21 protein-coding genes are annotated in these 23,326 nt (G+C 62.7%); 10 read left to right on the forward strand and 11 right to left on the reverse strand.

Annotated features, from left to right (window positions below):
* The first annotated feature begins 13 nt into the window (after positions 1 to 13).
* Positions 14 to 2,608, forward strand: coding sequence for a fused MFS/spermidine synthase (locus tag LMG28727_RS02800; protein WP_201640767.1), 2,595 nt, complete (start codon positions 14 to 16; stop codon positions 2,606 to 2,608).
* Between the two features lie 360 nt (positions 2,609 to 2,968).
* Here LMG28727_RS02800 and LMG28727_RS02805 read toward each other — a convergent pair whose 3' ends face one another.
* The 3 genes from LMG28727_RS02805 to LMG28727_RS02815 form a co-directional block, all read right to left on the reverse strand.
* Positions 2,969 to 3,352, reverse strand: coding sequence for a copper resistance CopC family protein (locus LMG28727_RS02805; RefSeq protein ID WP_201640768.1), 384 nt, complete (start codon positions 3,350 to 3,352; stop codon positions 2,969 to 2,971).
* Positions 3,353 to 3,367: 15 nt separating this feature from the next.
* The gene (locus LMG28727_RS02810; RefSeq protein WP_201640769.1) at positions 3,368 to 4,258 is read right to left on the reverse strand and encodes a hypothetical protein; all 891 of its coding nucleotides are present in this window, start codon (positions 4,256 to 4,258) and stop codon (positions 3,368 to 3,370) included.
* A 115-nt stretch (positions 4,259 to 4,373) separates the two neighbouring features.
* Positions 4,374 to 4,829, reverse strand: coding sequence for a DUF2946 domain-containing protein (locus tag LMG28727_RS02815; RefSeq protein ID WP_201640826.1), 456 nt, complete (start codon positions 4,827 to 4,829; stop codon positions 4,374 to 4,376).
* A 122-nt stretch (positions 4,830 to 4,951) separates the two neighbouring features.
* Here LMG28727_RS02815 and LMG28727_RS02820 point away from each other — a divergent pair, with 122 nt between their 5' ends.
* Positions 4,952 to 6,298 (forward strand): TAXI family TRAP transporter solute-binding subunit, encoded by a 1,347-nt coding sequence (locus tag LMG28727_RS02820; protein ID WP_201640770.1) that lies wholly within the window; start codon positions 4,952 to 4,954, stop codon positions 6,296 to 6,298.
* A 35-nt stretch (positions 6,299 to 6,333) separates the two neighbouring features.
* Here the strand turns inward: LMG28727_RS02820 and LMG28727_RS02825 are convergent, their stop codons facing one another.
* The 3 genes from LMG28727_RS02825 to LMG28727_RS02835 form a co-directional block, all read right to left on the reverse strand.
* A complete protein-coding gene (locus LMG28727_RS02825) occupies positions 6,334 to 7,095 on the reverse strand; it encodes a ProQ/FinO family protein (RefSeq protein ID WP_201640771.1) in 762 nt (253 codons plus the stop codon).
* Between the two features lie 231 nt (positions 7,096 to 7,326).
* Positions 7,327 to 8,694 carry an ATP-binding protein gene (locus tag LMG28727_RS02830; RefSeq protein ID WP_201640772.1) on the reverse strand — a complete coding sequence of 456 codons (1,368 nt, stop codon included), beginning with the start codon at positions 8,692 to 8,694 and terminating at the stop codon, positions 7,327 to 7,329.
* Positions 8,691 to 9,353 carry a response regulator gene (locus tag LMG28727_RS02835; RefSeq protein ID WP_201640773.1) on the reverse strand — a complete coding sequence of 221 codons (663 nt, stop codon included), beginning with the start codon at positions 9,351 to 9,353 and terminating at the stop codon, positions 8,691 to 8,693. The genes LMG28727_RS02830 and LMG28727_RS02835 overlap by 4 nt, the downstream gene beginning before the upstream one ends.
* Before the next feature lie 236 nt (positions 9,354 to 9,589).
* Here LMG28727_RS02835 and LMG28727_RS02840 point away from each other — a divergent pair, with 236 nt between their 5' ends.
* Positions 9,590 to 10,177 (forward strand): efflux RND transporter permease subunit, encoded by a 588-nt coding sequence (locus tag LMG28727_RS02840; RefSeq protein ID WP_236591568.1) that lies wholly within the window; start codon positions 9,590 to 9,592, stop codon positions 10,175 to 10,177.
* Positions 10,178 to 10,331: 154 nt separating this feature from the next.
* On the opposite strand, the gene LMG28727_RS02845 is transcribed toward LMG28727_RS02840, so the two are convergent.
* Positions 10,332 to 10,688: a hypothetical protein gene (locus LMG28727_RS02845; RefSeq protein ID WP_201640774.1), complete on the reverse strand. Its 357-nt coding sequence runs from the start codon at positions 10,686 to 10,688 to the stop codon at positions 10,332 to 10,334.
* A 311-nt stretch (positions 10,689 to 10,999) separates the two neighbouring features.
* Here LMG28727_RS02845 and LMG28727_RS02850 point away from each other — a divergent pair, with 311 nt between their 5' ends.
* Complete coding sequence (locus tag LMG28727_RS02850) at positions 11,000 to 11,659, forward strand: response regulator (RefSeq protein WP_201640775.1); 660 nt, start codon at positions 11,000 to 11,002, stop codon at positions 11,657 to 11,659.
* Positions 11,659 to 13,059 (forward strand): ATP-binding protein, encoded by a 1,401-nt coding sequence (locus LMG28727_RS02855; RefSeq protein WP_201640776.1) that lies wholly within the window; start codon positions 11,659 to 11,661, stop codon positions 13,057 to 13,059. Before LMG28727_RS02850 ends, LMG28727_RS02855 begins: the two co-directional genes overlap by 1 nt.
* A 65-nt stretch (positions 13,060 to 13,124) precedes the next feature.
* On the opposite strand, the gene LMG28727_RS02860 is transcribed toward LMG28727_RS02855, so the two are convergent.
* The 3 genes from LMG28727_RS02860 to hpnJ all read right to left on the reverse strand — a co-directional run bounded on the left by LMG28727_RS02860 (position 13,125) and on the right by hpnJ (position 16,846).
* Positions 13,125 to 14,147: a lysylphosphatidylglycerol synthase domain-containing protein gene (locus LMG28727_RS02860; RefSeq protein ID WP_201640827.1), complete on the reverse strand. Its 1,023-nt coding sequence runs from the start codon at positions 14,145 to 14,147 to the stop codon at positions 13,125 to 13,127.
* Between the two features lie 105 nt (positions 14,148 to 14,252).
* A complete protein-coding gene (gene hpnI / locus LMG28727_RS02865; protein WP_201640777.1) occupies positions 14,253 to 15,428 on the reverse strand; it encodes a bacteriohopanetetrol glucosamine biosynthesis glycosyltransferase HpnI in 1,176 nt (391 codons plus the stop codon).
* Positions 15,425 to 16,846 carry a hopanoid biosynthesis associated radical SAM protein HpnJ gene (gene hpnJ, locus LMG28727_RS02870; protein WP_201640778.1) on the reverse strand — a complete coding sequence of 474 codons (1,422 nt, stop codon included), beginning with the start codon at positions 16,844 to 16,846 and terminating at the stop codon, positions 15,425 to 15,427. The genes hpnI and hpnJ overlap by 4 nt, the downstream gene beginning before the upstream one ends.
* Positions 16,847 to 17,308: 462 nt before the next feature.
* Here hpnJ and LMG28727_RS02875 point away from each other — a divergent pair, with 462 nt between their 5' ends.
* The 3 genes from LMG28727_RS02875 (at position 17,309) to LMG28727_RS02885 (ending at position 20,225) form a co-directional block, all read left to right on the forward strand.
* Positions 17,309 to 18,442, forward strand: a complete 1,134-nt coding sequence (locus tag LMG28727_RS02875) for an aliphatic sulfonate ABC transporter substrate-binding protein (protein ID WP_236591569.1) — start codon at positions 17,309 to 17,311, stop codon at positions 18,440 to 18,442.
* A gap of 95 nt (positions 18,443 to 18,537) precedes the next feature.
* Positions 18,538 to 19,398, forward strand: a complete 861-nt coding sequence (locus LMG28727_RS02880; protein WP_201640779.1) for an ABC transporter permease — start codon at positions 18,538 to 18,540, stop codon at positions 19,396 to 19,398.
* A gap of 32 nt (positions 19,399 to 19,430) precedes the next feature.
* Positions 19,431 to 20,225 (forward strand): ABC transporter ATP-binding protein, encoded by a 795-nt coding sequence (locus LMG28727_RS02885; RefSeq protein WP_201640829.1) that lies wholly within the window; start codon positions 19,431 to 19,433, stop codon positions 20,223 to 20,225.
* A gap of 252 nt (positions 20,226 to 20,477) precedes the next feature.
* On the opposite strand, the gene LMG28727_RS02890 is transcribed toward LMG28727_RS02885, so the two are convergent.
* Positions 20,478 to 20,681 (reverse strand): cold-shock protein, encoded by a 204-nt coding sequence (locus LMG28727_RS02890; protein ID WP_007181784.1) that lies wholly within the window; start codon positions 20,679 to 20,681, stop codon positions 20,478 to 20,480.
* 395 nt (positions 20,682 to 21,076) lie between these two features.
* On the opposite strand from LMG28727_RS02890, the gene LMG28727_RS02895 reads away from it, so the two are divergent.
* Together LMG28727_RS02895 and LMG28727_RS02900 are read left to right on the forward strand one after the other, a co-directional pair.
* Complete coding sequence (locus tag LMG28727_RS02895; protein ID WP_201640780.1) at positions 21,077 to 22,522, forward strand: NAD-dependent succinate-semialdehyde dehydrogenase; 1,446 nt, start codon at positions 21,077 to 21,079, stop codon at positions 22,520 to 22,522.
* A gap of 146 nt (positions 22,523 to 22,668) precedes the next feature.
* The gene (locus tag LMG28727_RS02900; RefSeq protein ID WP_201640781.1) at positions 22,669 to 23,244 is read left to right on the forward strand and encodes a GNAT family N-acetyltransferase; all 576 of its coding nucleotides are present in this window, start codon (positions 22,669 to 22,671) and stop codon (positions 23,242 to 23,244) included.
* Positions 23,245 to 23,326 lie beyond the last annotated feature (82 nt).

A 23,326-nucleotide genomic window follows, 5' to 3' on the forward strand; every position in this document is an offset into this window, starting at 1 on the left:
TGCAATCCGCACGATGATCGATCCCGGCGCCGCCATCAAGGCTGAACGCAGCGCAAGCCGCCACAGCAAGCGGGTGCGCAGCGAAGCGCCGCCCGCCCCCGCATGGCGCCTCGCGTGGCCCGCGCTGCTGCTGTTCGCGTCGGGCAGCGCGGCACTGGTTTATCAGGTGTTGTGGATTCGACTGCTGACGCTCGTCGTCGGTATCGAAGTGCAGGCGGTGACGGCCGGCATCAGCGCGTTCTTCGCGGGTCTCGCGCTGGGCGGGTGGATCTTCGGCAAGCTCGCCGACCGCAGCACGCGCCCGCTGTTGCTGTACGCGGCGCTGGAACTCGCCGTGCTGATTCTCGGCATCGGCGCGACTCACGCGCTCGCGCAGTCGGATTCGATCTTCGCCGGATTGCAACGCAGCGTCGGCGCACTGGCGTGGCTGTGGCCATTCGTGCTGGTCGGCGTGCCCGCTATCGCGATGGGCGGCACGCTGCCCGTGCTGATGCGGGTGCTCGCGCCGTGGCGGCGGGACATCGGCGGTGCGGGCGGACGGCTTTACGCGGCCAGTACGGCTGGCGCGATCGTCGGCGCGCTGCTGCCCGCGTTCGTGCTGATTCCGCTTGTCGGCGTCAAGGGCAGCGCTTACGTTGCAGCGGGCCTCAACGCGATGGCAGCGCTCGGCGCAATGCTGCTCGCACGCTACGCTGACCTATCCGCATCCGCACCGGCCGATTCGCGCGATGAACCCGCCACGCACGCCCTCGCCCTCGCCGACGCCGGACGCGCGCGCGTCGCGATCGCGCTGTATGCGGTAGCGGGCGGCATCGCGCTCGGCTATGAGGTGATCTGGTCGCAGGCGCTCGGGCAATTCATCAGCACGCGCAGCTTCGCCTTTTCCATCGTGCTCGCGACTTATCTTCTCGGGCTCGCCCTTGGCAGCGCTGTCGCGGCACGTTACGTGGGACGCGTGCGCGACCCCTGGTGCGTCTTCGGCGTGCTGATCGCGCTCGCCGGACTTGCCGCGTTCGCCGGTGTCGCGTGCGCGGGCGGCTGGCTGACGCTCGCCCAGCGCCACGCAGCTGACTTCGTGCTAGGGCTGACCGGCAACCTGCTCGCGTCGATGTGTGCGGGCTTTGCAGTCGCCGCAGGCGCGCTCGTGCTGCTACCGACCCTGCTGCTCGGCGCCGCGTTTCCGTTCGCGCTCGCGATGATGACCGGCAGCGATCAACCCGCGCCCGGGCTGGCGAGCCAGGTGGGGCGCCTCGTCGCGTTGAACACGGCAGGCGGAATCGCCGGAACCCTGTTCGCGGGATTCGTGCTGATACCGTCGCTCGGGCTGATCCGCTCGCTCGGCGTGCTGGCGGTCGCGGCCAGTCTGATCGGTCTGTCGGCGACCTTGAGCGGGCGAATCGTGCAGAAGGCCGCGTTGCTGACGAGCGTCGGCATCGCCGCGCTGGTGGTCGTGTTCGTGATCGTGGTGCCGTCGAACCGGCTTGGCCTGCTGCTCGCCGATGCGCATCGCGGCAATCTCGTCTACTACGAGGAAAGCACGGGCGGCACCGTCGCCGTGCTCGAACAGGGTCCCGACGCGCAGCGCTTTCGGCGCCTCTATATTCAGGGCGTGTCGAATTCGGGCGACGCGATGACGTCGCTGCGCTACATGCGCATGCAGGCGCTGGTGCCGCTGATCGTGCATGACGGCACGCCGCGCTCCGCGCTCGTCATTGGACTGGGCACGGGCATTACAGGGGGCGCGTTACTCGCGTGGCCGGATCTCGACCGGCGCGTGATTGCGGAACTGCTGCCGGCGGTAGTGCGTGCGTCGCCGGCCTTTGCCGGCAATCACGAGCTGAGTGCCGATCCGCGCATCGACATCCGTATCGCGGACGGGCGGCGTGAGTTGCTCTCGCGTGCCGATCGCTACGACCTCGTGACGCTGGAGCCGCCGCCGCCGTCGGCTGCGGGCGTCGTCAATCTGTATTCGACGGACTTCTACCGGCTCGCGGCCGCGCGATTGAACCCGCGTGGCATCGTCGCGCAATGGCTGCCGCTCGCGACCCAGAACGAGCCGGAGACGCGCTCGCTGATCCAGAGCTTCCTGCAGGTGTTTCCGTACGCGACCCTCTGGACCACCGAGTTCCACGAAATGATGCTGGTCGGCTCGCAGCAACCGCTGACTCTCGACGTCCCCCAAATCCGCGCGCGGTTCGCCCAGCCCGAGGTTGCCCGCGAGCTGAACGAAGTGGGCATCGCGTCGCCGGAAGCGCTGCTGTCGACGTGGATCGCGGACCGTCCTGCGCTCGCCTACTACGCAGCCGATGCGCGCCCCGTTACCGACGACGATCCGCGTATCGACTACGCGCCGTGGGTGAATCCCGCAGAGTTTCCGTCGACGCTCGCGCGACTCCTCGCGTTGCAGATGGAGCCGCCGCTCATCCACGCGGACGAAACCTTCAGGTTCGGGCTGCGCGCCGAGCGGGATACCTTGCACGCGTTTTATCGCGCGGGGCTCGATGCGTATCGTGGTGACCGCAATGCGTGGGCACAGGAAATCCGCACGGTTCTGGGTGCCGATGATGCGAATCCGTATTACCGCTGGGTTTTCGGGTCATCGAACTGATCGGGCATCTGGGTCCCAGCCAGTCCAGCCACCCCAGCGGATTTCCTTCGCGGCCTTTCAACCATTACCTGAAGCGGCGGACACTTATCGAAGCGTGCTCACCGCACGTTCTTTGGCTCGATTAGCAACGTACGCCGGCAACGGCGGCCCGCATTTGAGCGGGCCGTTCCGGTCATTCCTTATCTGACTTGTTATCCGCCCCGCTCAAGTGCTGGCTGTCCCATACGCGAAGCTCAATAGCACGTTGGAGCATTGCGACGGTCAACGGGATACTCTGCCAGTTGTTCCGTCGTCCCGTGTCGCGAACGGATAACGAGCGGCCATGCACCCCACAACACAGCGCCCCCCCGCTCCGCCGTATTACTTCACATCGAACGAATAATCACCATGCGTTCGATGCCCGTCCGACGCCACTGCCACCCAGTTGACCTTGTAGTGCCCCGCTGATAGCGTCGGCAGCGCGACCGTCATCACCGCCGCGTCGTGCTGATCGACCGCGGACTTCTCCGTGTTCACCTGCTTGCCGCTGGCATCGGTCACGGTCAGCGAACTGAACGCCGGCTCCAGCGGCCCGTCGAAAATCACGCGCACCTGAGCAGGCGACGTCACCGTCGCGCCCGCACCGGGCTCCTGCTTCTGTGGAAACACATGCGCCCATGCCGCACCTGCCAGCGCGAATCCCGCGACAAGCGTCGTCAGTTTCGCGACGCCACGCAGACCTAGATTGCCGAAAACTTTTTTCATCTCATCTCTCCTGCTTTACTGGAACAGCGGTTTGCCAATCGTGGTCAGTGCAACGTCGTCGAAGAAGATATGCGCCTGCACGAGAATGCCCACATGCGACCCACTCGCGCGATTAATCGGAACCTGCGCCTCGACCCCGAACTGCCCATAACGGTTCAGCCAGATAAAGCCCGGATTGATCGTGCCGGTTGTCTGCCCCTGGCTTCGCGAGAGTGGAATTTCGACCAGCGGAATCAGACTCGCCAGCGGCTGCGGCAAACCCACGTCGTGCACGTGTTGCTGCAGGTACGGCAGGCTGTACTGCACCGTCACGCCGTAGTTGAACGCGTTCGGCTGACCCGCGCCGGTGGTGAGCGCGGGCCCGGCTTCGGCAGTGATGGCAACCGGCCGCAAATAGGCAAGCGAATCCGGCAGATCCCCCATGCCCTTGCCGGCGTATACGGTCGGCGAAATCGTCGAAAAGTTGTCGGCGATCGCACGGCTTCCGGTGCCGCCCAGTTCGGCGTCCACGCCAACCGACGTCATGAATTCATGCGCATCGTTGACGTAAAGCAGGTATTTCAGCCCCACGCCGAAGTTGTCGAAACCGCGCGCCCGCGGATTGTTTTGCATCGCATACGTCCCGTCGACGGACACCGCCAGCCTCGGCGTGATCAGCTTGTCGTATTCGAAGTCGAAGGTGTTGATGCTCTGATCGCCGTTATCGCCCGGCACGCGTTGATGGCCGTATTCCAGGTTGGCTTCGTCGCCGACGCCGGGGTCGTCGACGGCCATCGTCGACGGAAAGACGCGGTCGCCCGCAATCGCGTGTGCGTTCGCCAGCGACGGCGCGGCTAGCGCGAGGCCGGCCGCGACGAGCGACGCCGCGCGCAGCGTGCGAGCGCTGCGTACTGATGGTTTCTGCATGGTTCATCCTGTTTGATCGGTCGTGACAATGCCGGCACGCACGCCCCGAATAGACGCGCGGACGTGCGGCAGCCGCCGCGATGCGCCGGAGCGCATCGGGCAATGAGAACCCGGATCAGACGATGAACGGAGGGGCGCGTGGTTGCGCGAAGGTGAGCGGTTCGACGCGGCGAACGCTCTCGAAGCGGGTGGCGACGACATGCTGACGGGTCCGCACAGCGGCGACGAACAGCGTCTCGACGCCCGGCATGACCGGCAGGTGCGCGAGCAGGCTGCAATAGCCGCACGCGTCGCCATTGGACATCTGCGTGTGCTTGCCGGCGGAATCGTCAGCGGCGGACGCTGCGTGAGAGGTGTCGTCAGCCGGGTCGCCGTGCATGGACGCCATCGACTCCATCTGCGGCATGGCGTCCATTGACTGCATCGACGCCATGTCGCAATGCGCGTCCGGCATCGCACGTGGATCGCTGTGCGCCGCGAGTGTTTGCGAAATCGTCGGAGCGAGCGTGGCCATCAGGATCGCGAGCAATCCCAGCCAACTGCCGATCTTCCGATAGAAACGACTCAAGATTCGCCCGGTGACACGATGAGAAGCTGTCGCGGATTATGCCACGGTCAATAGAGCAAACTGCCGACGGCAAACACGCGCCGGACAGTGGACAATGCATCATTCAGGCCCCCCACGGACCGCCCATGAAAGCGCAGCGCCCGCATCCCCCGCATTTTCCCGGCGGTCACCATGTCGAGTGGCGCGACCACACAGTGCCCTACCTGATCGTCGCCGCACTGATCCTGCTGACGATCACGCTGGTCATCTGGCTGGTCGATCCGGCGCCGCCGAAGACCATCACCATCAGCGCGGGTTCGCGCGACAGTTCATTTTTTGTGGCCGCCAATCAGTACAAGAAGATCCTGGCTCGCAATGGCGTGCGGCTGAACGTGCTGGAATCGGATGGCTCGGTGCAGAACCTGCAACGTCTGCTGGACCCGAAACAGCATGTCGATCTTGCGCTCGTGCAGGGGGGCGTCGCCGAAGGAATCGACACGTCGTCGCTGATGTCGCTCGGCAGCGTTTTCTATATCCCGGTGGTGGTGTTTTATCGGGGCACGGGCTTGACGCAGCTTTCGCAACTGGAAGGTAAAAGGATCGCGATAGGCCGCGAAGGCAGCGGCACGCGCCTGCTCTCGCTCGCGTTGCTGGCGGCCAACGGCATCGGGCCGGGCGGCAGCACCACGCTGGTGCCGAGCGACGGGTTGCAGGCGGCCACGCAACTGGTGTCGGGCGAAGTGGACGCAGCGATCCTGAACGGCGACTCGGCAACCCGCCCGCTAATGTTGCGACTGCTCAAAGTGCCCGGCATTTCCGTGATGAATTTCGACGAAGCCAGCGCGTATACGCGCCTCTTCCCCTATCTGGCCGACATCACACTGCCCGCTGGCGTGCTGGATCTGAAGTACAGGATTCCGCCTGAAACGGTGCATCTGATCAGCCCGACCGCCGAACTCGTCGCGCGAACCAATCTGCATCCGGCCATCTCCGATCTGCTGATCGAAGCCGCGCAGGAAGTGCATGGGATGCCGGGGCTACTGCAACACGGTGGGGAATTTCCAAATCCGGTCGCCCGCGAATATCAGATCAGCGAGGACGCGCAGCGTTACTACAGGACGGGTAAAAGTTTTCTGTACCGGACGCTGCCGTTCTGGCTGGCGAGCATCGGCGACCGCACGCTGGTTCTGCTGCTGCCGATGGCCGTGCTGCTCTTTCCGACCATGCGCCTGATTCCAGCGCTCTACCGGTGGCGGGTGCGCTCGCGCATCTATCGGTACTACGGCTCATTGATTGCGATCGAGCGCGGCGCCCTGGCCCAACTCACCCACGACGAACGCAAGCAGCTCTTCGCGCAACTGGATGAGATCGAGGCGTCGCTGAACCGGCTGCGGATGCCGTTAGCCTATGCCGATGCGTTTTACGTGCTGCGTGAGCATGTGGGATTTGTGCGCGGCCGGCTGACGGCCGCGGCGCAGGCGAGCCACCCGTAGGCGGGCTGGCTCGCTTCAGGCTTCTTCAGACTTCTTCAGGCTTCGGGTTGAGCCGGCGGAGTGTCGGTCGGGCTTGCCGGAGCGGCAGTGGCTTCGTTGCTGACCGGTGCGTCTGGCGAGCCGGCTTGCGGCGCGCTGACCGGTTCGGCCGCTGCCGGTTCTGCCGGTGCCGCTGCATCCGCCGTATCCGCTGCCTGCGCTGCGGTCGCCGTCGCGGCGGCGGTTTTCGCTGCGCTCCGGTTCGCCCGGTGCGCCTGCAAACGCTGCGCGCCCGCCGCTTCCTGCGCGGTGACCTGGCCGGCCTCGGCGCCCGTCAGATCGACGCGTGCCGCGCCTTCGACGAGAGATTTCCAGTAGCGGCTGCCACGGCACCATGTCTTGATCGCGTCGCGCAACTCCGCTTCGCTCAACGACAGATCTTTCGCATGCACGACGAGGTCTTCGAAAATACCGACCTTGAGCGGCAATTTAGGCGCCGGATTCTTCGGGAACGCAATCGGGAAACGCTTTTGCAGCCGCCCAATCGACTTCACCACCGGGTCTACCGGTTTGGCCTCGACCGCCGGTTTGGCGTCGACGGCGGCCGGGTTCGCGTCGCGACGCGGATGCGCCGGCTTGCGCGCAGGCCTCGCGCCGGGCTGGGAAGCCGCCTTGGCGCCTGGCTTGGAAGCCGGGTTAGAAGCAGCATTGGAGGCATGCTTTGAAGCGGGCTTGGCACCGGTTTTGGCGGCAGGCGCAGCTTCGGCACGTGCCGCAGCCAGTTGCTTCTTCAGTTCAGCGAGTTGTTCGAAACCCATAGCGCACAATCGATTGAGAAAGACGAGATTGTAGCAGCGTGCGCAAACGCACTTGTGACAACGCTGCCAGGCGGAATGGCGTGACATCGCCATGTTGCTAAAAGAGTAGGATTTTTGCGGCGTTTTTGTAGTTTCAGGCGTTTGAATTGTCGATTGATCGACAGCGAAATGATAGCTTCCGATGATCTTGACTGCGTCGGAAATCATGACTTCACGAACCGTGAACCTTCATCACGGTCTGACGGGCGCCCCCACGTCGTCGTGCTGCGCCTTCAACCCCGATACCGTAACGCACAAACCCGGCCGGCCGACGTTATTGCGCAGCAAAACGTCGAGCTGATGCCGCCCCGCTATGCGCGACACAATCGCGAGACCAAGCCCGCTGCCGTCTCCCTGCGCGTTCTCGCCGCGATAAAACCGGTCGAAAACCCGGTCGAGTTCGGCCTCCCCAATGCCCGAGCCGCTATCGACCACCGCCAGCCCGACGCCCCCGCCCTCCATGCGCCGGAGGATCACATCGACACGGCCGCCCCGAGGCGTGTGGCGAATCGCGTTGTTGACCAGATTCGCCAGCAGGACGTTCATGCCGTGCGGCTCGGCCAGCACCGTGTACGCGTCGTCAGCCGTTTGGGCGCCCTCACATTCGAGACCGAGGTCGATCTCCTTCGCCTCCGCCAGCAGCGAAAAATCGCCGACGACCTGCTCGCCGATCCGGCGCAGGCTGACCGGCGTCATCGACGTCACCAGGTGCGCGTCTTCGCGCGCCAGTGTCAGGAGTTGCTGTACCAGATGGATGATCCGGTTGACGCGCCCTTCGACACGCTCGAGTGCCTGCCCCTCGCCCTTTAACGAGCCGTCACGCGAGGCCGCCTGGAGTTGCAACTTCAGCGCGGCAAGCGGAGAACGCAATTCATGCGCGGCATCCGCGATAAACGTGCGCTGCGCCTGCGACGCCGTGTGCAGCCGTTGCAACAGATCATTGAGTGCGTCGACCAGCGGCCTGATCTCGACCGGCACCGTGCCGTCCAGACGCAGCGGCTCCAGCGAATCGATTGAACGGGTTGTCAGCGCGCGCGACAGGCCGCCAATCGGTCCGAGTCCGCGCGCGACCACCAGCAGCACCAGCACGATCGTCACCGGCACCAGCAATGCGAGCGGCCAGAGCGTATGCAACGCGAGTTGCATCGCGAGATCCTCGCGCACCGAGACGGGCTGCGCGACCTGCACGTAGCGCCCTTTCTGTTCGGCCGCGAACGTGCGCCAGTGATGGCGGCCACGTTCCACCGTGCTGAACCCCGGCGGCTGACGCGCGAACACCGGCTCCTGGCTCGAGTGATAAATGAGTGCGCCGTCGCCGTTCCAGATCTGGATGACGATGCGGTCGTCGGCCAGATCGCCGAGATCCGGATCGTGATGCTCGCCGTTGCCGATGCCTGTCAGGTTCGACGGTAACGACAGCGCGACGGTACGCAGTTCGTAATCGAAAAGCTCGCTGGCTTCGTGTCGCGCCGTATGAAAGATGCCGTAACCGGCGACGCCCGACGCCGCTGCCATGCCGAAAATCAGCCAGCCCAGCAGCCAGCGGCGAATCGACGTCATCCACACCTCTTCAGGCGATAGCCCACGCCGCGCACGGTCACGACCTGCTCCGCACCGATCTTGCGACGCAAGCTGTGCACATGCACTTCGATCGTGTTGCTGCCGACTTCCTCGCCCCAGCCATATAGCTTCTCTTCGAGTTCGGCCTTCGTGAAGACCCGCGTAGGCTGTTCGATCAGCGCCTGCAGCAACGCGAACTCGCGTGGCACGAGCGGCAGTGCCGCGCCGTTCAGCGTGACTTCGTGCGCGGCAGGATCGAGCGTGAGCTCAGCGTGTGTGTACACCGGCTGTTTCTGTCCGGTGCGCCGCCTCGACAGCGCGCGCACGCGTGCGGCCAGTTCGTCGAGGTCGAAGGGTTTGATCAGATAGTCGTCTGCGCCAGCGTCGAGGCCGCGAATCCGCTCGTCTACCGCGTCCCGCGCGGTCAGGATGATGACCGGCGCGTCACCGCCGTTTTTGCGGTAGGCATTGAGAACCTCGATACCGTCTTTCTTCGGCAGACCGAGATCGAGCAGTACGAGGTCGTACACACCGTTTCCCAGCGACAACTCCGCCGCACGACCGTCTTCGGCCCAATCGATCGCATAGCCGGCGCGGCGCATCGCACCGAGCACCGTCTCGGCAATCATGTCGTCGTCTTCAACCAGTAGTAGACGCATGGCCCTCTCCTCTATCCAGTTGGCCCGCATTGTCGTGTGAGCGAGCTTAACGTTTCCTTAACACCTGCGGCGAATCATCCGCGATAACAGCACGCGGATAAAATCATTTTCGCTGCCGGCACGAGGCATCGGCCGGCGTCAATATCACCATGCTGCCCATCCATTCAGAGCAACGAAATTGACGTTAAGTGATTCCGCGACAGCGGCTACACCCACGGCCATATCAAGCGCGATCCGTGCGTCGCTGCGATCGCGCAACCCGTGCGGGCTTTCGGAAGCGCCTGTTGCCGGGCGGCGTGTACTACGAGCTAGGCGGCTTGTACCAGCAACAGCAGATCGCATTCAAAGGCTTGCTAACCGTGTTCGGCGCGGCGATTGCTCTCGTATTCGGCTTGTTGCTGTTTCTATACGAACGCTTTCGCGTCGCGCTGGCGGTAATGGCCATGCCACTGCTCGCAGCGGGCGCCGTATTCATCGGTTTATGGATGACCGGCATTGAACGGAATATCTTCGCGATGATGGGCATGACGATGATTATCGGTATCGTCACCGAAGTCGCGATCTTCTGCGTGTCGGAGTTGCAGGCGCTGGTGCGGGACGACGAGATGCCGTTCGAAGAGGCGCTGTTGAGCGCGGGCCGCAATCGTCTGCGCCCTATCGCGATGACGACGATCGCCGCCATTCTGGCGTTATTGCCGCTGGCATTCGCGCTTGGACAAGGTTCGGCGATGCAGCAGCCGCTGGCGATTGCGATCATCTCGGGGTTGATCGTTCAGTTGCCGCTGGTGCTGGTGCTGGTGCTGCCGGTGTTGCTAAGTTGCTGATGAAGAAGCAGGCTATCTAAAGCAGGTTCCGTTCGTCTCACCTGCGCAGACGAACGTGAAGTTTGCGACCGGTACGCGATGGTATGGAGAAGAGAAGAAGAATGCGCCCGTCGGTAGGAGCCCTGGCGGTGCGCGTCGCGATTGCCCGCTTCCGTCAATGCCCGGCCAGCACGAACGGCTTACCCGACAGCCGCAAATGAAGAACGACCAGCCAGCGCCGCGGACAATCCGCTTCCACCGCGAATTCAACCGGCCACGCGGACCGGTTGACCGGCATTGCGTGATGTTTTTCGATAGCGGATTCAAACGCAGCCTGCGCGAATTCGCGCGCGACGATCACGCCGCCCACGATCACCGCCATCGCAAACAACCTGAACGATGCCGAGCTGAAGAACGCCTGGGTGACCGGCAATACCAGCAACGCGACGCAGACCAGCGCCTCGGCGCCCGCGGCAGTGAGCGAGGCGACCAGCAGATGAGCTCGCAGCATGTCGACGGTGACTGTTTTCATGACGTAGTCTCGCGACCTGACGGGATGCAACGCGCGCTTCTGCAACGCGTTTCACCGATGAATTTCATTCCATCGATGTGCTTACAGATACGCCGCGACAACCTGACAAAACACCTGCTTTCATCGGCTCGTCAAGGCCATGCGACTGTGGTCTGTCGAGTGGCGATAGTATCGATTCAAGCTGAAGGAAACCTTAAGCATTGGCGTGATAAAACGCTGATTGAACAGTACGGTTCAACTTCGACTGCACCAGACGGAACTTGCATAAAAGCGCCCACCGTTGTGCAATAAACATCAAAACGGAATTCCCCATGCGCGTACTTCTCGTAGAAGACGACGACCTGATCGGCTACGGTGTCGAAGCAGGTCTGCGTCAAGCCGGCTTCACCGTCGACTGGACCCGTGACGGCCACAAGGCCGGACTCGCGCTCGACACCACGGCTTACGCTCTGGTCATTCTCGACCTCGGTCTGCCCCGCGTGTCGGGCATGGCACTGCTCAGACGTTTGCGCGATGCCGGCAAGGACGTGCCGGTGCTCGTGCTGACCGCGAGAGGCACGGTGGTCGACCGGGTCGGCGGACTCGAAGCCGGCGCTGACGACTACCTCGGCAAGCCCTTCGATCTGACCGAACTGATCGCACGTTGCCGCGCGCTGCTGCGTCGCGCGCAGGGCCGCAGCATCGAGCTGATCCGCTATCAGGATCTGACCGTCAATCCGGCTGCGCAGACGGTCGACGTGTCCGGTACGCGCGTGCCGCTCACGTCGCGCGAATGGGCGATCCTGATGCAGTTGCTGACCCATCAGGGGATTCCGCAGTCGCGCTCGCAGCTCGAAGAAAGCCTGTATGGCTGGCAGGAAGAAATCGAAAGCAATGCTATCGAGGTCCATATCTCCAACCTGCGTAAAAAACTCGGTGCGGCCTTGATCAAAACGGTGCGCAATATCGGCTACGTCGTGGAGAAAATGTAATGGGCGCGTCGATCCGCCGGCGCCTCGTGTTGCTGGTACTCGCCAGCATCGTGCTGTGCTGGGGTATTGCGTTGACCTCGAGCTATCGTCAGGCCACGCACGAACTCGGCGAATGGGAAGATGCACGCCTCGCCGAACTCGCTCAGATTCTCGCGTTGCTCGACCAGCGCAATCTGACCACGCTCGCGAATGCGCGCATCGACGTGCGTGAAGAAGAACAAGGCGGCGAACCCGGCGCCAACGATCTCGATGACGACGACGCGCTGCCGCGCGACGCGCTTTTCCAGGTGCGCAATGCCAACGGCGAGGTGCTGGCAGGCAGTCCGCCATTGCATGCGCTGAACGCGTGGAGTCTGCCGGTTCCGCCAGTGAGCGGCGCGCAGGACATCATGCTTGGTGGCCAGATGTATCACTCGTTCACGTTGCGCGACACAGCGCTCGGTCATACCGTACGCGTGTTCGAACCCGCCAATACGCGCAGCGACCTGGTGAGCGGTGTCGCGAGCCGGATTGCCCGGCCCACGCTGATTGCGTTACCGTTGCTCGCGGTGCTGGTGTGGTTCAGCATCGGCTGGAGCCTCGCGCCGCTGAAGGTGCTGTCCGACGCCATCGGCTCACGCGATATTCATCGGATGGAGCCTGTCGACATTGGCCGCGCGCCCATTGAAGTACGGCCGCTCGTCGACGCAATCAATCTGATGCTGTCGCGTCTGCTGAACGCGCTGGAACGCGAACGCGCGTTCACCGCCGACGCCGCGCATGAACTGAAGACGCCGCTCGCCGCCATCAAGGTCCAGGCGCAGGTCGCGCTTGCGGAACCGGACACCGCGTTGCAGCGGCTCGCCATGCAGCGTGTGGTGCAAGGCGTGGATCGCAGCGCGCGGCTCGCGGAACAATTGCTGCTGCTCGCGCGTTTGGATGTGCAGGAGAAATTGTCGGCTGTGCCGCTCAAGCCTGCGTTAGTGGCGAAGAACGCGCTGCTCGCCAATCAGCGCAATGCGCAGCAGAAAAACATCAGCGTGATGCTGATGGGCGACCTGCGCGCCGAAATCAATGCGGAGCCGGTGCTGATCGGCATTCTTCTCGACAATCTGCTCGATAACGCCATCAAGTATGGGCGCGCGGGCGGCAGTGTCGAGGTCGCGATCCAGCATACGGACGACCGCGTGCAGGTCACCGTGCGCGATGACGGTCCAGGTGTTGCGCCCGACGATCTCGCCCGTCTGACCAATCGCTTTTTTCGCGCGACGGGCAATCAGGCCACCGGCAGTGGTCTGGGGCTGTCGATCGTCTCGCGTATTGCGGAGCATTTTGGCGCGAGCCTGCGTTTGGGAACCGGGATTGGCGATCGGGGTCTGGCGGTTGAAGTGACATTTCCGGCGTATGCACAGGCGCAATAACCGGGTTGAACGCTACGCACTGACTGCCACCGCTTGTCGCGTATGCCGTGCGCGCCCGGCATTTTTCAGTGCCGATGCGTGTCGCCGGCCACCACGCGCCCGTCTCTCTGCCCCCCTGCAGGTGCACGGTTCGACGACTCGAAGAACTGCCATGCAACGAGCCCCGGCACGAACATCAGCAGATCGCGAATGCGCCGCGCGCCCGCCAGCGCGAGACAGGTTGGCGCGTCGAGTCCGAGCGCGCCACCAATCAGGATAAAGCCGCCTTCCTGAACGCCGAGACCGCCCGGCACGAAGAAGGCCGCGCTGCTGATGGCCTGGATCAGCGATTCGATTACCACCGCTTCGACGAGCGTCACAGGTGCGCCGAGAAAATACAGCGCGAGCCAGATTTCCAGCGACGTCAGAAAACTTTGCAGAGGCTGCCAGAAGAACAGATAGCGCAGTACCACTGCACGACGGCGCCAGATCAGCCTGATCGCCTGATCGATCTGCGCCGACTGCCCGACGAGCGCTGCGAGCTTGCCGCTCGTCATCCGGTTGAGCACGCGCGTGATGCGTTCGAACGGACTCGCGTGCTGCACGAGTGCGAACAGCACCAGCAATGGCGTCAGCACCACCACGCCCCATGCGAGTTGCCCGGCCAGTCGCAACGTGTCGGACTGCGCATGAGCAAACAGAAAGCCGATGCCCACCATCGTGAACAGCAACTGGCTGATCACGGTGAGTTGCATGTCGACGACGATACTGCCCACCGCCGTCGACGGCTTCACGCCCCAGCGCCGGAGCATCCGGAACGACACCACTTCGCCGCCAATCCGCGCGACCGGCAGCATGCTGTTGACCGACTCGCGCACCCACACCAGATGCAGCATCCTGCCGACGCCGGGCCGGTTCGCGCCGCGAATCAGCGAACGCCAGTCGAAGGCGTTGGCGAGCATCGGCAACACGTGAACGAGAGCGGCCAGCACGAGGCCCGCGCCAGCGGCGCGCAGTGCGCCGAGTACCGCGCCGGGATTGCTCTGCCACACCAGCCACAGCGATAACAGCAGACCGGCAAGCGCGGCGAAGCGGCCAAGATGTTTCATCACGCCGACACCTCGCGCGCGTGATGCATTGCGATTGCCGCTACCGTCGCTGCGGAAAGCGGTCTTTCAGAAAACCCACCCGTCATTGCCGATCCAGCCTGCCATTCATATCTGTTCCACCTGTTCTTCCTGCGTCGCTGAAAGCAGACCGTCGCCATCCACCTTGAAACTGAAGCCTCGCCAGATCACGCGTGACGACCAGAAGCTCGCAACGAAAATTGCAAACGATACGACATCCCACAGCGGCAGCAGCCACAGATCGCGATGCGCTTGCCGCAATGCGCGGTCGATCAGCAACTTTAGCGTGAGCCGTGCGCACATCGCGGCGAACGCTAGCTGCCACGCCCATATCGCGCCACCCGAAAACGCGACGGCAAGCAGCGCAAACGCCAATGGATGGATCAACGCCGAGCCGAAATGACCGAGCGGATCGATACGTCGAATCGTGCGGCTCCAGCGCAGTTCATGCGCGATCAGTTGTGTCGCGCTCGATTCGACACACGCATGCGTGATCGTGAACGGCGGAATCACCACTTTCTCGCCGATCATGCGCACGGCCTCGCCGATGGCATGATCGTCGGCCAGATGGCGCACGAACGGCATGAAGCCGCCGATCCGGTCGAGCGTGTCGCGCCGCATCGCAACCGTCTGTCCGAAACAGGGACGCGCGAGTCCGAGCGCGAGGCCGGTCACGACGCTCGGTAGAAACTGATAGTTGGTAGCCTTGGCCGACATCCTCGGCCAGAAGCCTGGATCGGGTTGGCCGCGATACACGCAGGTGACGAGACCCACGCCCGGCTTCTGCAATTCGCCGATCACGTTGCGCAGGTAATCGGCAGCGACACTGACGTCGCTGTCGGCGAACACCAGCACGTCGTACTGCGCACGCGGCAGCATATTGACGATATTGCTGATCTTGCGATTCGGGCCGTAGAGGCGCGCATCAGCAACCACGCTGATATCCGCTTCGGGATATAGCCGCCGCAGTTCATCGACGGCTTGCAGCGCGGGGTCGGTTGAATCGTGCACCCCAAACAGAAATTGCACGGGACCCGGATAATCCTGCTGACAGAAACTCGCGAGATTAGCGAGCAGCGCCCACTCGGTACCATGCAACGGCTTGACGATCGTAACCGCTGGATAGCTCGCCGGCTGCGCCACCGGCCGCCTGAAAAAACGCCCGATCAGCACACCGGTCAGCACGGTGTACCCGAGCCCGAAGACCGCGCCCGCTGCGCACGCGTACCCCAGCGTGACGGCGAGCAGGTGCGTGGCGTTCACGCCTCGTGCGCACGCAGGAAACGGAAGAATTCGACGCCTTCACGCAAGCGCCGCTTCATCATGTCCCAACTCGTCAACATCTCGCGAAGGATTTCCCAGATCTTCGACGGACGAAAATAGAAACGTTTATAAAAGTTTTCGAGCTGGTGATACATCTCGTCACGCGACAGATCCGGGTAGCCGATCGCCGCCAGTTGCACGCCTTTCTTGCTGACGAGATTGATGACCTTGTTCTCTTCGAGCCAACCGCTTTCCACCGCCTGTTTATACAGCGTGGTGCCTGGATAAGGCGCGGCGAGCGACACCTGGATGGTCAGCGGGTTGATCTCTTTCGCGTACTCGATCGTCTTCCTGATCGTTTCCTGGGTCTCGCCCGGCAGACCAAGAATGAACGTGCCGTGAACCTTGATACCGAGGGTGCGGCAGTCTTTCGCAAAGCGCCGCGCGATGTCGGTGCGCAAGCCCTTTTTCACGTTCAGCAGAATCTGGTCGTCGCCCGATTCATAGCCGACGAGCAGAAGGCGCAGGCCATTCTCCTTCATGATCTTGAGTGTCGCGTAGGGCACGTTCGCCTTCGCGTTGCAGGACCACGTCACTCCCAGTTTGCCCATGCCGCGCGCGATTTCTTCAGCACGTGGCTTGAAGTCGGTGAACGTGTCGTCGTCGAACATGATCTCCTTGACTTCGGGCATGTTGTCGCGAATCCACTTCACTTCTTCCAGCACGTTCTCGACCGAGCGCACCCGGTAGCGATGGCCGCCAACGGTTTGCGGCCACAGGCAGAACGTGCATTTCGAACGGCAGCCGCGGCCCGTATAAAGCGAGATATACGGGTGCTTCAGATAACCGTTGAAGTAGTTCTTGATAGTCAGATCGCGCTTGTAAATCGGCGCTACAAACGGCAGCTCGTCCATGTTCTCCAGAATGGGACGCGCTTCGTTATGCTCGATCGAGCCGTCGGCGTTGCGATAGCTCAGGCCTTTGATCTGCGGGAACGGTTTGCCTTCGGAGACTTCCTTGCACGTGAAGTCGAATTCTTCGCGGCCCACGAAGTCGATGGCGTCGCTCGCGGTCAGCGAATTATGCGGATCGACTGCGACCTTCGCGCCAACCATGCCGAGTAGCAGCGATGGCTTGCGTTTTTTCAGGTCTTCGGCAAATAAAGCGTCGGTGGGAAAAGATGGCGTGCTGGTGTGAATGATTACCAGATCGTATTGCTGTGCGATATCTAGTGTTTCTTCGACGGACAGGCCGTCTGCAGTGGCGTCGAGTACGCGGCTGTCGGCGATGAGTGCGGCGGGCTGCGCAAGCCATGTGGGATACCAGAACGAGCGCACTTCACGCTTGGCCTGATAGCGCGAACCCGCACCACCGTCGAAGCCGTCATACGACGGCGCCTGCAAGAACAGAGTTTTCATGGACGCTCCAGCAAGCCTGTTAGGCGCTTTCAGTTTTCTAGGGGAAAAACTTTCGAAACTATTGCCCCGCATGGGTGCGAGTGGTCGCGCAAATAGTACGGAGCGAAGCTGAAGGAAACCTTAACAATCATACTGCGTTCCCGCTTCAAACGGCATTGTTCCAACGCTGCGTTTTTAGCGGCCGATTCATGCTGTGGTCATATTAGTAACCGCCAAAATAAATGCCGCTATACCTCGATGAATGAAATGCCGGCAAAAAGATTCGTGCCTGCTCGCGTTTACCACTACGCCAGCGGCGGCATGAATGAGCGCGTGCCTTCTCCTTTCAAATAGCCCAGGCGTTTCGCCCAATTCCGCCATAGCGTCCAATCTGCTTTGATTGTGAGTTTTTATTCGTTCAGTTTCGCTTACGTATTCACTACATTGATCGGTCACTACTCAATGACAGACCAGGACCGTTCAATGATCTTCTCGCGGGGCACGGCACGCTTGCCGCATTTTTCTTCGAGTACTTCGGGTACTTCAGGTACTTCGGGTACTTCGCGTGCGCCGAAAGCGGGCCGCTTCGGTGCGGACTTCGGTCAAGGCTTTCGCGCTGGCTTCACGTCTCTTCTGATTGCCGCCACTGCTACGGTCGCCCTTTTTGCACCGGCTATCGTGCGCGCGGCGCCCCCTGCGGAATTGAAACTGGACTACGCGTACTATTCGCCAGAAAGTCTCGTGATCAAACGCAATGGCTGGCTTGAACAGGCACTCGCGCCGCAGCATACGGAAGTCAAATGGGTACTGAGTCTCGGTAGCAATCGCGCGCTGGAGTACCTGAATAGCGGTGCAATCGACATTGGTTCGACAGCCGGACTTGCTGCGGTACTGGCAAAAGCGAATGGCAATCCGATTCGCTCGGTGTATGTTTTTTCGCGCCCCGAGTGGACCGCACTAGTGGTACGCAAAGATTCGCCGATCAAAACGCTCGCGGACCTCAAAGGCAAAAAGATCGCCGCGACCAAAGGCACCGATCCGTTCCTCTTCACACTGCGTGCGTTGCATACGGCGGGCCTCTCACGCGACGACGTGGAAATCGTCAATCTTCAGCATCCCGATGGCCGCACCGCACTGGCCAATGGCCAGGTCGACGCGTGGGCCGGACTCGATCCGCATATGGCCGCGGCCCAGGTCGACGATGGTGCAAAGCTGATCTATCGCAATGTCGATTTCAACACGTGGGGGCTGCTCGATGCGCGTGAAGACTTCATTCATGACCATCCCGAAACCCTCGTGCAAGTATTGAAGGTCTATGAAAAGGCGCGCGTGTGGATCGCTGCGCATCCGGATGAAACCGCGAAGATCATCGCGGAGGAATCGAAGGTGTCGTTACCGGTCGCGAAGCTGCAATTGAGCCGCAACGATTTCAGTCATCCACAGCCGGGGCCGCAGCAACTCGCAGCGCTCAAGGAAGCCGCGCCGATTCTCGTCCAGGAGCAACTGGTGAAGCCGGGTACGGATCTGAATCAGGTGATCGACGCGCTGATCGATGTGAAAGCGGCACAACCCGTGATTGCGCAAAATGCCGCGGCAAATGGACAAAACGGCCAATGAGGCCTGTGTGTGCCGCTGCTTCGATCATCTGCACCTGACTCACTGACTCACTGACTCACTGATTCACTGATTCCCCGACTGAACGACACCCGCTCATGGCTACCGACGAATCGCTCGCCCTCAACCGCCTCGCGCACGCCGCTGCCGGACAGCGTGCCACGCCGACGCGCGACCCGCTCAGGCGCTGGCGCATTGCCGGCCTGATCCTGCCGCTGGCATTTCTCGCGCTGATCGAAGCGCTGGTGCGTGCATCGGTGTTGCCCGAGCATCTGGTGCCGGCACCGAGTTCGATCGTCGAGACGCTCTGGCAACTCGGCGCCGGACGGCTCGGCCGTCATATCGGCGCGAGCACGCTGCGCGTGTTCGCAGGCTTTGGAATAGGCGCCGCGCTCGCGTTGCTGGTCGGCGCGCTGATGGGCCTGAGCCGCCGCTTCGATGCGCTGCTCGATCCCGCGTTTCAGGCACTGCGCGCCATTCCGTCGCTTGCGTGGGTGCCGATTCTGCTGCTGTGGATGGGGATCGACGAAGCGCCGAAAATCGCGCTTGTCGCGATCGGTGCGTTCTTTCCGGTGCAGTTGAGCGTGGTGGCAGGAATTCGCGGCGTCGACCGCAAGCTGATCGAACTCGGCGAGGTCAACGGTTTGAGCCGACGGGCGCTGTTCACGCGCGTTCTGCTGCCAGCGTCGTTGCCGCATATTTTCACCGGCTTGCGCACGGGGCTGAGCCTCGCGTGGATGTTCATGGTGGCCGCCGAACTGATCGCCGCCACGCGCGGCCTGGGTTATCTGCTGAGCGACGGACGCGAGACGGGCCGGCCCGATCTCGTGTTCGGTGCGATCCTGCTGCTCGCGTTGCTCGGCAAGCTGAGCGACAGCGTGCTCAAGGCGATCGAAACGCATGTGCTGTCGTGGCGCGATACCGCGGATCGCGATGTAGCGTCGGGAGGTGAGCGATGAACCTGGCTGCTGGAGACGCCAACGTGGCCGAAATGATTGACGTGTCTGCCGTGACCAACGCGGCGGAGACGATCCACACCCCGCCGCTTCTCGAAGTCCGTGCGGTCAGCAAGCGCTACGAAACACGAAACGTACTCGAGCGCGTGAGCTTCACGCTGGGGCGTGGCGAAATCGTCAGCCTTGTCGGTCCGAGCGGATGCGGCAAGAGCACGTTGCTGCGCGTACTGGCCGGACTCGATCGTGATTTCGACGGCGAACTTCTACTCGACGGCCTGGTTCGACGCGGCCCCTCGCCGCGCGTCGGTGTGATCTTTCAGGAGCCACGTCTGCTGCCCTGGCTGAGCGTGGCCGACAACGTCGCATTTTCCGCAGGACCACGCCAGGGCAGCGACCCGCGCGTCGCACGCCTGCTCGACGAGGTGGGTCTTGCCGGCATCGGCGCGGCGCTGCCGAAGCAGCTATCGGGCGGCATGGCGCAGCGCGCCGCGCTCGCCCGGGGTCTTTTCTCCCAGCCCGACCTGCTGCTGCTCGACGAACCGTTCAGCGCCGTCGACGCAATGACGCGCATGCGTCTGCAAAATCTGCTGCTGTCGCTGACGCGCGCACACGGCACTGCCGCGCTGATCGTCACGCATGACCTGGATGAAGCGTTATATCTGTCCGACCGGGTGCTGCTGCTCAATACAACGGGACCCCATGGCGCGGGACGTCTGGTGCGCGATATCGCCGTGAGCGGTCCGCATCCGCGCGACCGGCGCGATGCGTCGCTTGGCGATCTGCGGGAGGCGTTGCTCGAGGGGATCGGTGCGGGGCTGACGGCGGGTTGAAAGGCCGGGTTGAAAGGCCGGATTGAAAGGCGGATTGAACGACGGGTTGAAAGGCGGGCTGAGAAGCCGGCAAAAAAACACCCGGAAAACCGGGCTAAAAATCGTCCGCGCAAGAGCCCAGAGCCCATGCACCGGATTCGCGCATCGGATGAAATCGTCCCTGTGCGCACCGCACCGGGACAACCGCCATCGCCATCAAGCAAATCGCGGCCGGCCCGTACCTCTATAAGCACGAACCGGCCGCCGCCCGCGTCACACCGGCTTGATATCCGCCGCCTGCTTGCCTTTGGGCCCTTGCTTGATTTCAAAACTGACTTTCTGGTTTTCCTGCAACGACTTGAATCCCTCGGAACGAATCTCCGAGAAATGGGCAAAAAGATCTTCCCCGCCGTCGTCGGGGGTAATGAATCCAAAGCCTTTAGCGTCGTTGAACCATTTCACTGTACCGGTTGGCATGTCAATTCCTCGTTTGCATCTGGGTTGATTGGGCGGTATTCGCCGTCTCTTGACTACTGACTGCTACTTCCGAACCTTTGCCGCGCCGGTCCTGCGTGTATCCGACACCGTTCAAGGCCGCGGGCCCGCGCCCGCTCATACCACTGCCACTGCCGCCTGACTTTACGCCAGTTTGCGCGACGCCGCTTCGACCTGTTTTCCGGCGCCGCCGCAGCCCTCACGCAAGACGCATGCCGCGCACCAGGACTGGGCGGCCCGCCGATGCGATTGCCCGCAATCAGATAAAATCATTGGAATCGGCAGTCCATCCAGAGCCGCGCTAGTCCGGTTGCAGCCCTCGCCCGACCGCACGGTCTGTCGTTTTTTCCCGTTTCTCCCACTAACAGGAACCCAGCATGGCCACCTCGACCTATACCGATACCCGACTTCTGATCAACGGCGAATGGTGCGATGCCGCCAGCGGCAAGACTCTCGACGTCATCAACCCGGCCACCGGCCAGGCCATCGGCAAAGTGGCGCACGCCGGCATCGCCGATCTGGACCGCGCACTGGAAGCCGCGCAACGCGGTTTCAACGCATGGCGCAAGATTCCGGCCAACGAGCGCGCTACGACGATGCGCAAAGCCGCTGCGCTGGTGCGCGAGCGCGCTGCCGACATCGGCCGTCTGATGACGCAGGAACAAGGCAAGCCGTTCGCCGAAGCGCGCGTCGAAGTGCTGGCTGCTGCAGACATCATCGAATGGTTCGCGGACGAAGGCCGCCGCGTCTACGGCCGGATCGTGCCGTCGCGTAACCTGTCCGCGCAGCAACTGGTGTTGAAGGAGCCGATCGGCCCGGTCGCGGCATTCACGCCGTGGAACTTCCCGGTCAACCAGATCGTGCGCAAGTTGAGCGCGGCGCTGGCCAGTGGCTGCTCGTTCCTCGTCAAGGCACCCGAAGAAACCCCGGCGTCGCCGGCAGCGCTGCTGCAGGCTTTCGTCGAAGCCGGCGTGCCGGCTGGCACGGTCGGTCTGGTGTTCGGCGATCCGGCTGAAATTTCGAGCTACCTGATTCCGCATCCGGTGATCCGCAAGGTCACGTTCACCGGCTCGACGCCGGTCGGCAAGCAACTGGCCGCGATGGCCGGCCAGCACATGAAGCGCGCCACGATGGAACTGGGCGGTCACGCGCCGGTGATCGTCGCGGAAGACGCGGACGTGGCGCTCGCCGTCAAGGCAGCCGGTGGCGCGAAGTTCCGCAATGCCGGCCAGGTCTGCATTTCGCCAACACGTTTCCTCGTGCACAACAGCATCCGCGAAGAGTTCGCTGCGGCGCTGGTCAAGCACGCTGAAAGCCTGAAGCTCGGCGACGGCCTCGCCGAAGGCACGACCCTCGGGCCGCTCGCCAACGCTCGCCGCCTGGGCGCGATGAGCAAGGTGATCGACGACGCGCGCAAGACCGGCGCGAAGATCGAAACCGGCGGCGAACGCGTGGGTTCGGAAGGCAACTTCTTCGCGCCGACCGTGCTGACCAACGTGTCGCTCGAATCGGACGTGTTCAACAACGAGCCGTTCGGCCCGATCGCGGCAATTCGCGGCTTCGACAAGCTCGAAGAAGCAATCTCCGAAGCGAACCGTCTGCCGTACGGCCTGGCAGGCTATGCGTTCACGAAGTCGTTCAGCAACGTGCATTTGCTGTCGCAACAACTCGAAGTCGGCATGCTGTGGATCAACCAGCCTGCTACGCCGTCGCCGGAAATGCCGTTTGGCGGCGTGAAGGATTCGGGCTACGGCTCGGAAGGCGGTCCGGAAGCCATGGAAGGCTACCTGGTCACCAAGGCCGTGTCGGTGATGGCGGCTTAAGGCTCGTGGCTTGACATTGGTATTGGATAGCTGGGGCGTTCGTTGCGCTCCAGCGTTCCTGCGATGCACCACACCGGGTCCGCGAGCCTTCGCTCGCGGACCTTTTTTATTGTGTCTGTTTTCTTTCTGATCATCGCCATCAACTCATGCAGCCCACGCTGACTGGTAAGACTGTCGAACTCCGCCCGCTTCAGCAGGAACACGCGCAAGCGCTGCTCGGCGCCGCCGCAGATGGACACTTGTGGAATATGAAGCTGACCGTGGTGCCGGGGCCTGAAACCATCGGTGGCTATATCGCGACCGCGCTCGAAGGCCGCGCTGCCGGCACCGTGATGCCGTTTGTGATCGTGTTGCGGGAAACCGGCGCGGTTGTCGGCAGCACCCGCTTCTGGAAGATCGACCGGAGCAACCGCAAGCTCGAAATCGGCCATACGTGGCTGGGCCAATCCATGCAGCGCTCGGCGGTGAATACCGAAGCGAAGTATCTGCTGCTGAGCCACGCGTTCGACGTGATGCAGTGTGTGCGTGTGCAATTCACGACCGACGAACTCAACGAAAAATCGCGCGCGGCGATTCTGCGGATCGGCGCGAAACAGGAAGGCGTGGTAAGGCACGAACGGATCATGCCGGATGGACGCAAGCGCAATTCAGTGCGCTTTAGCATCATCGATGATGAATGGGCCGAGGTGAAAGCGATGCTGGAGGCGAAGCTTCGGCGCTAGGCCCTACGCTGGGAGCGATGGCGCGCTGGGCGGCCTTCGGAGCCGGGAAGGAGCGCGCCCGCTAAGCCGCCTAAGTCCCGCT

Origin of the sequence: Paraburkholderia metrosideri (assembly GCF_904848625.1) — a bacterium.
Lineage (GTDB): Bacteria > Pseudomonadota > Gammaproteobacteria > Burkholderiales > Burkholderiaceae > Paraburkholderia > Paraburkholderia metrosideri.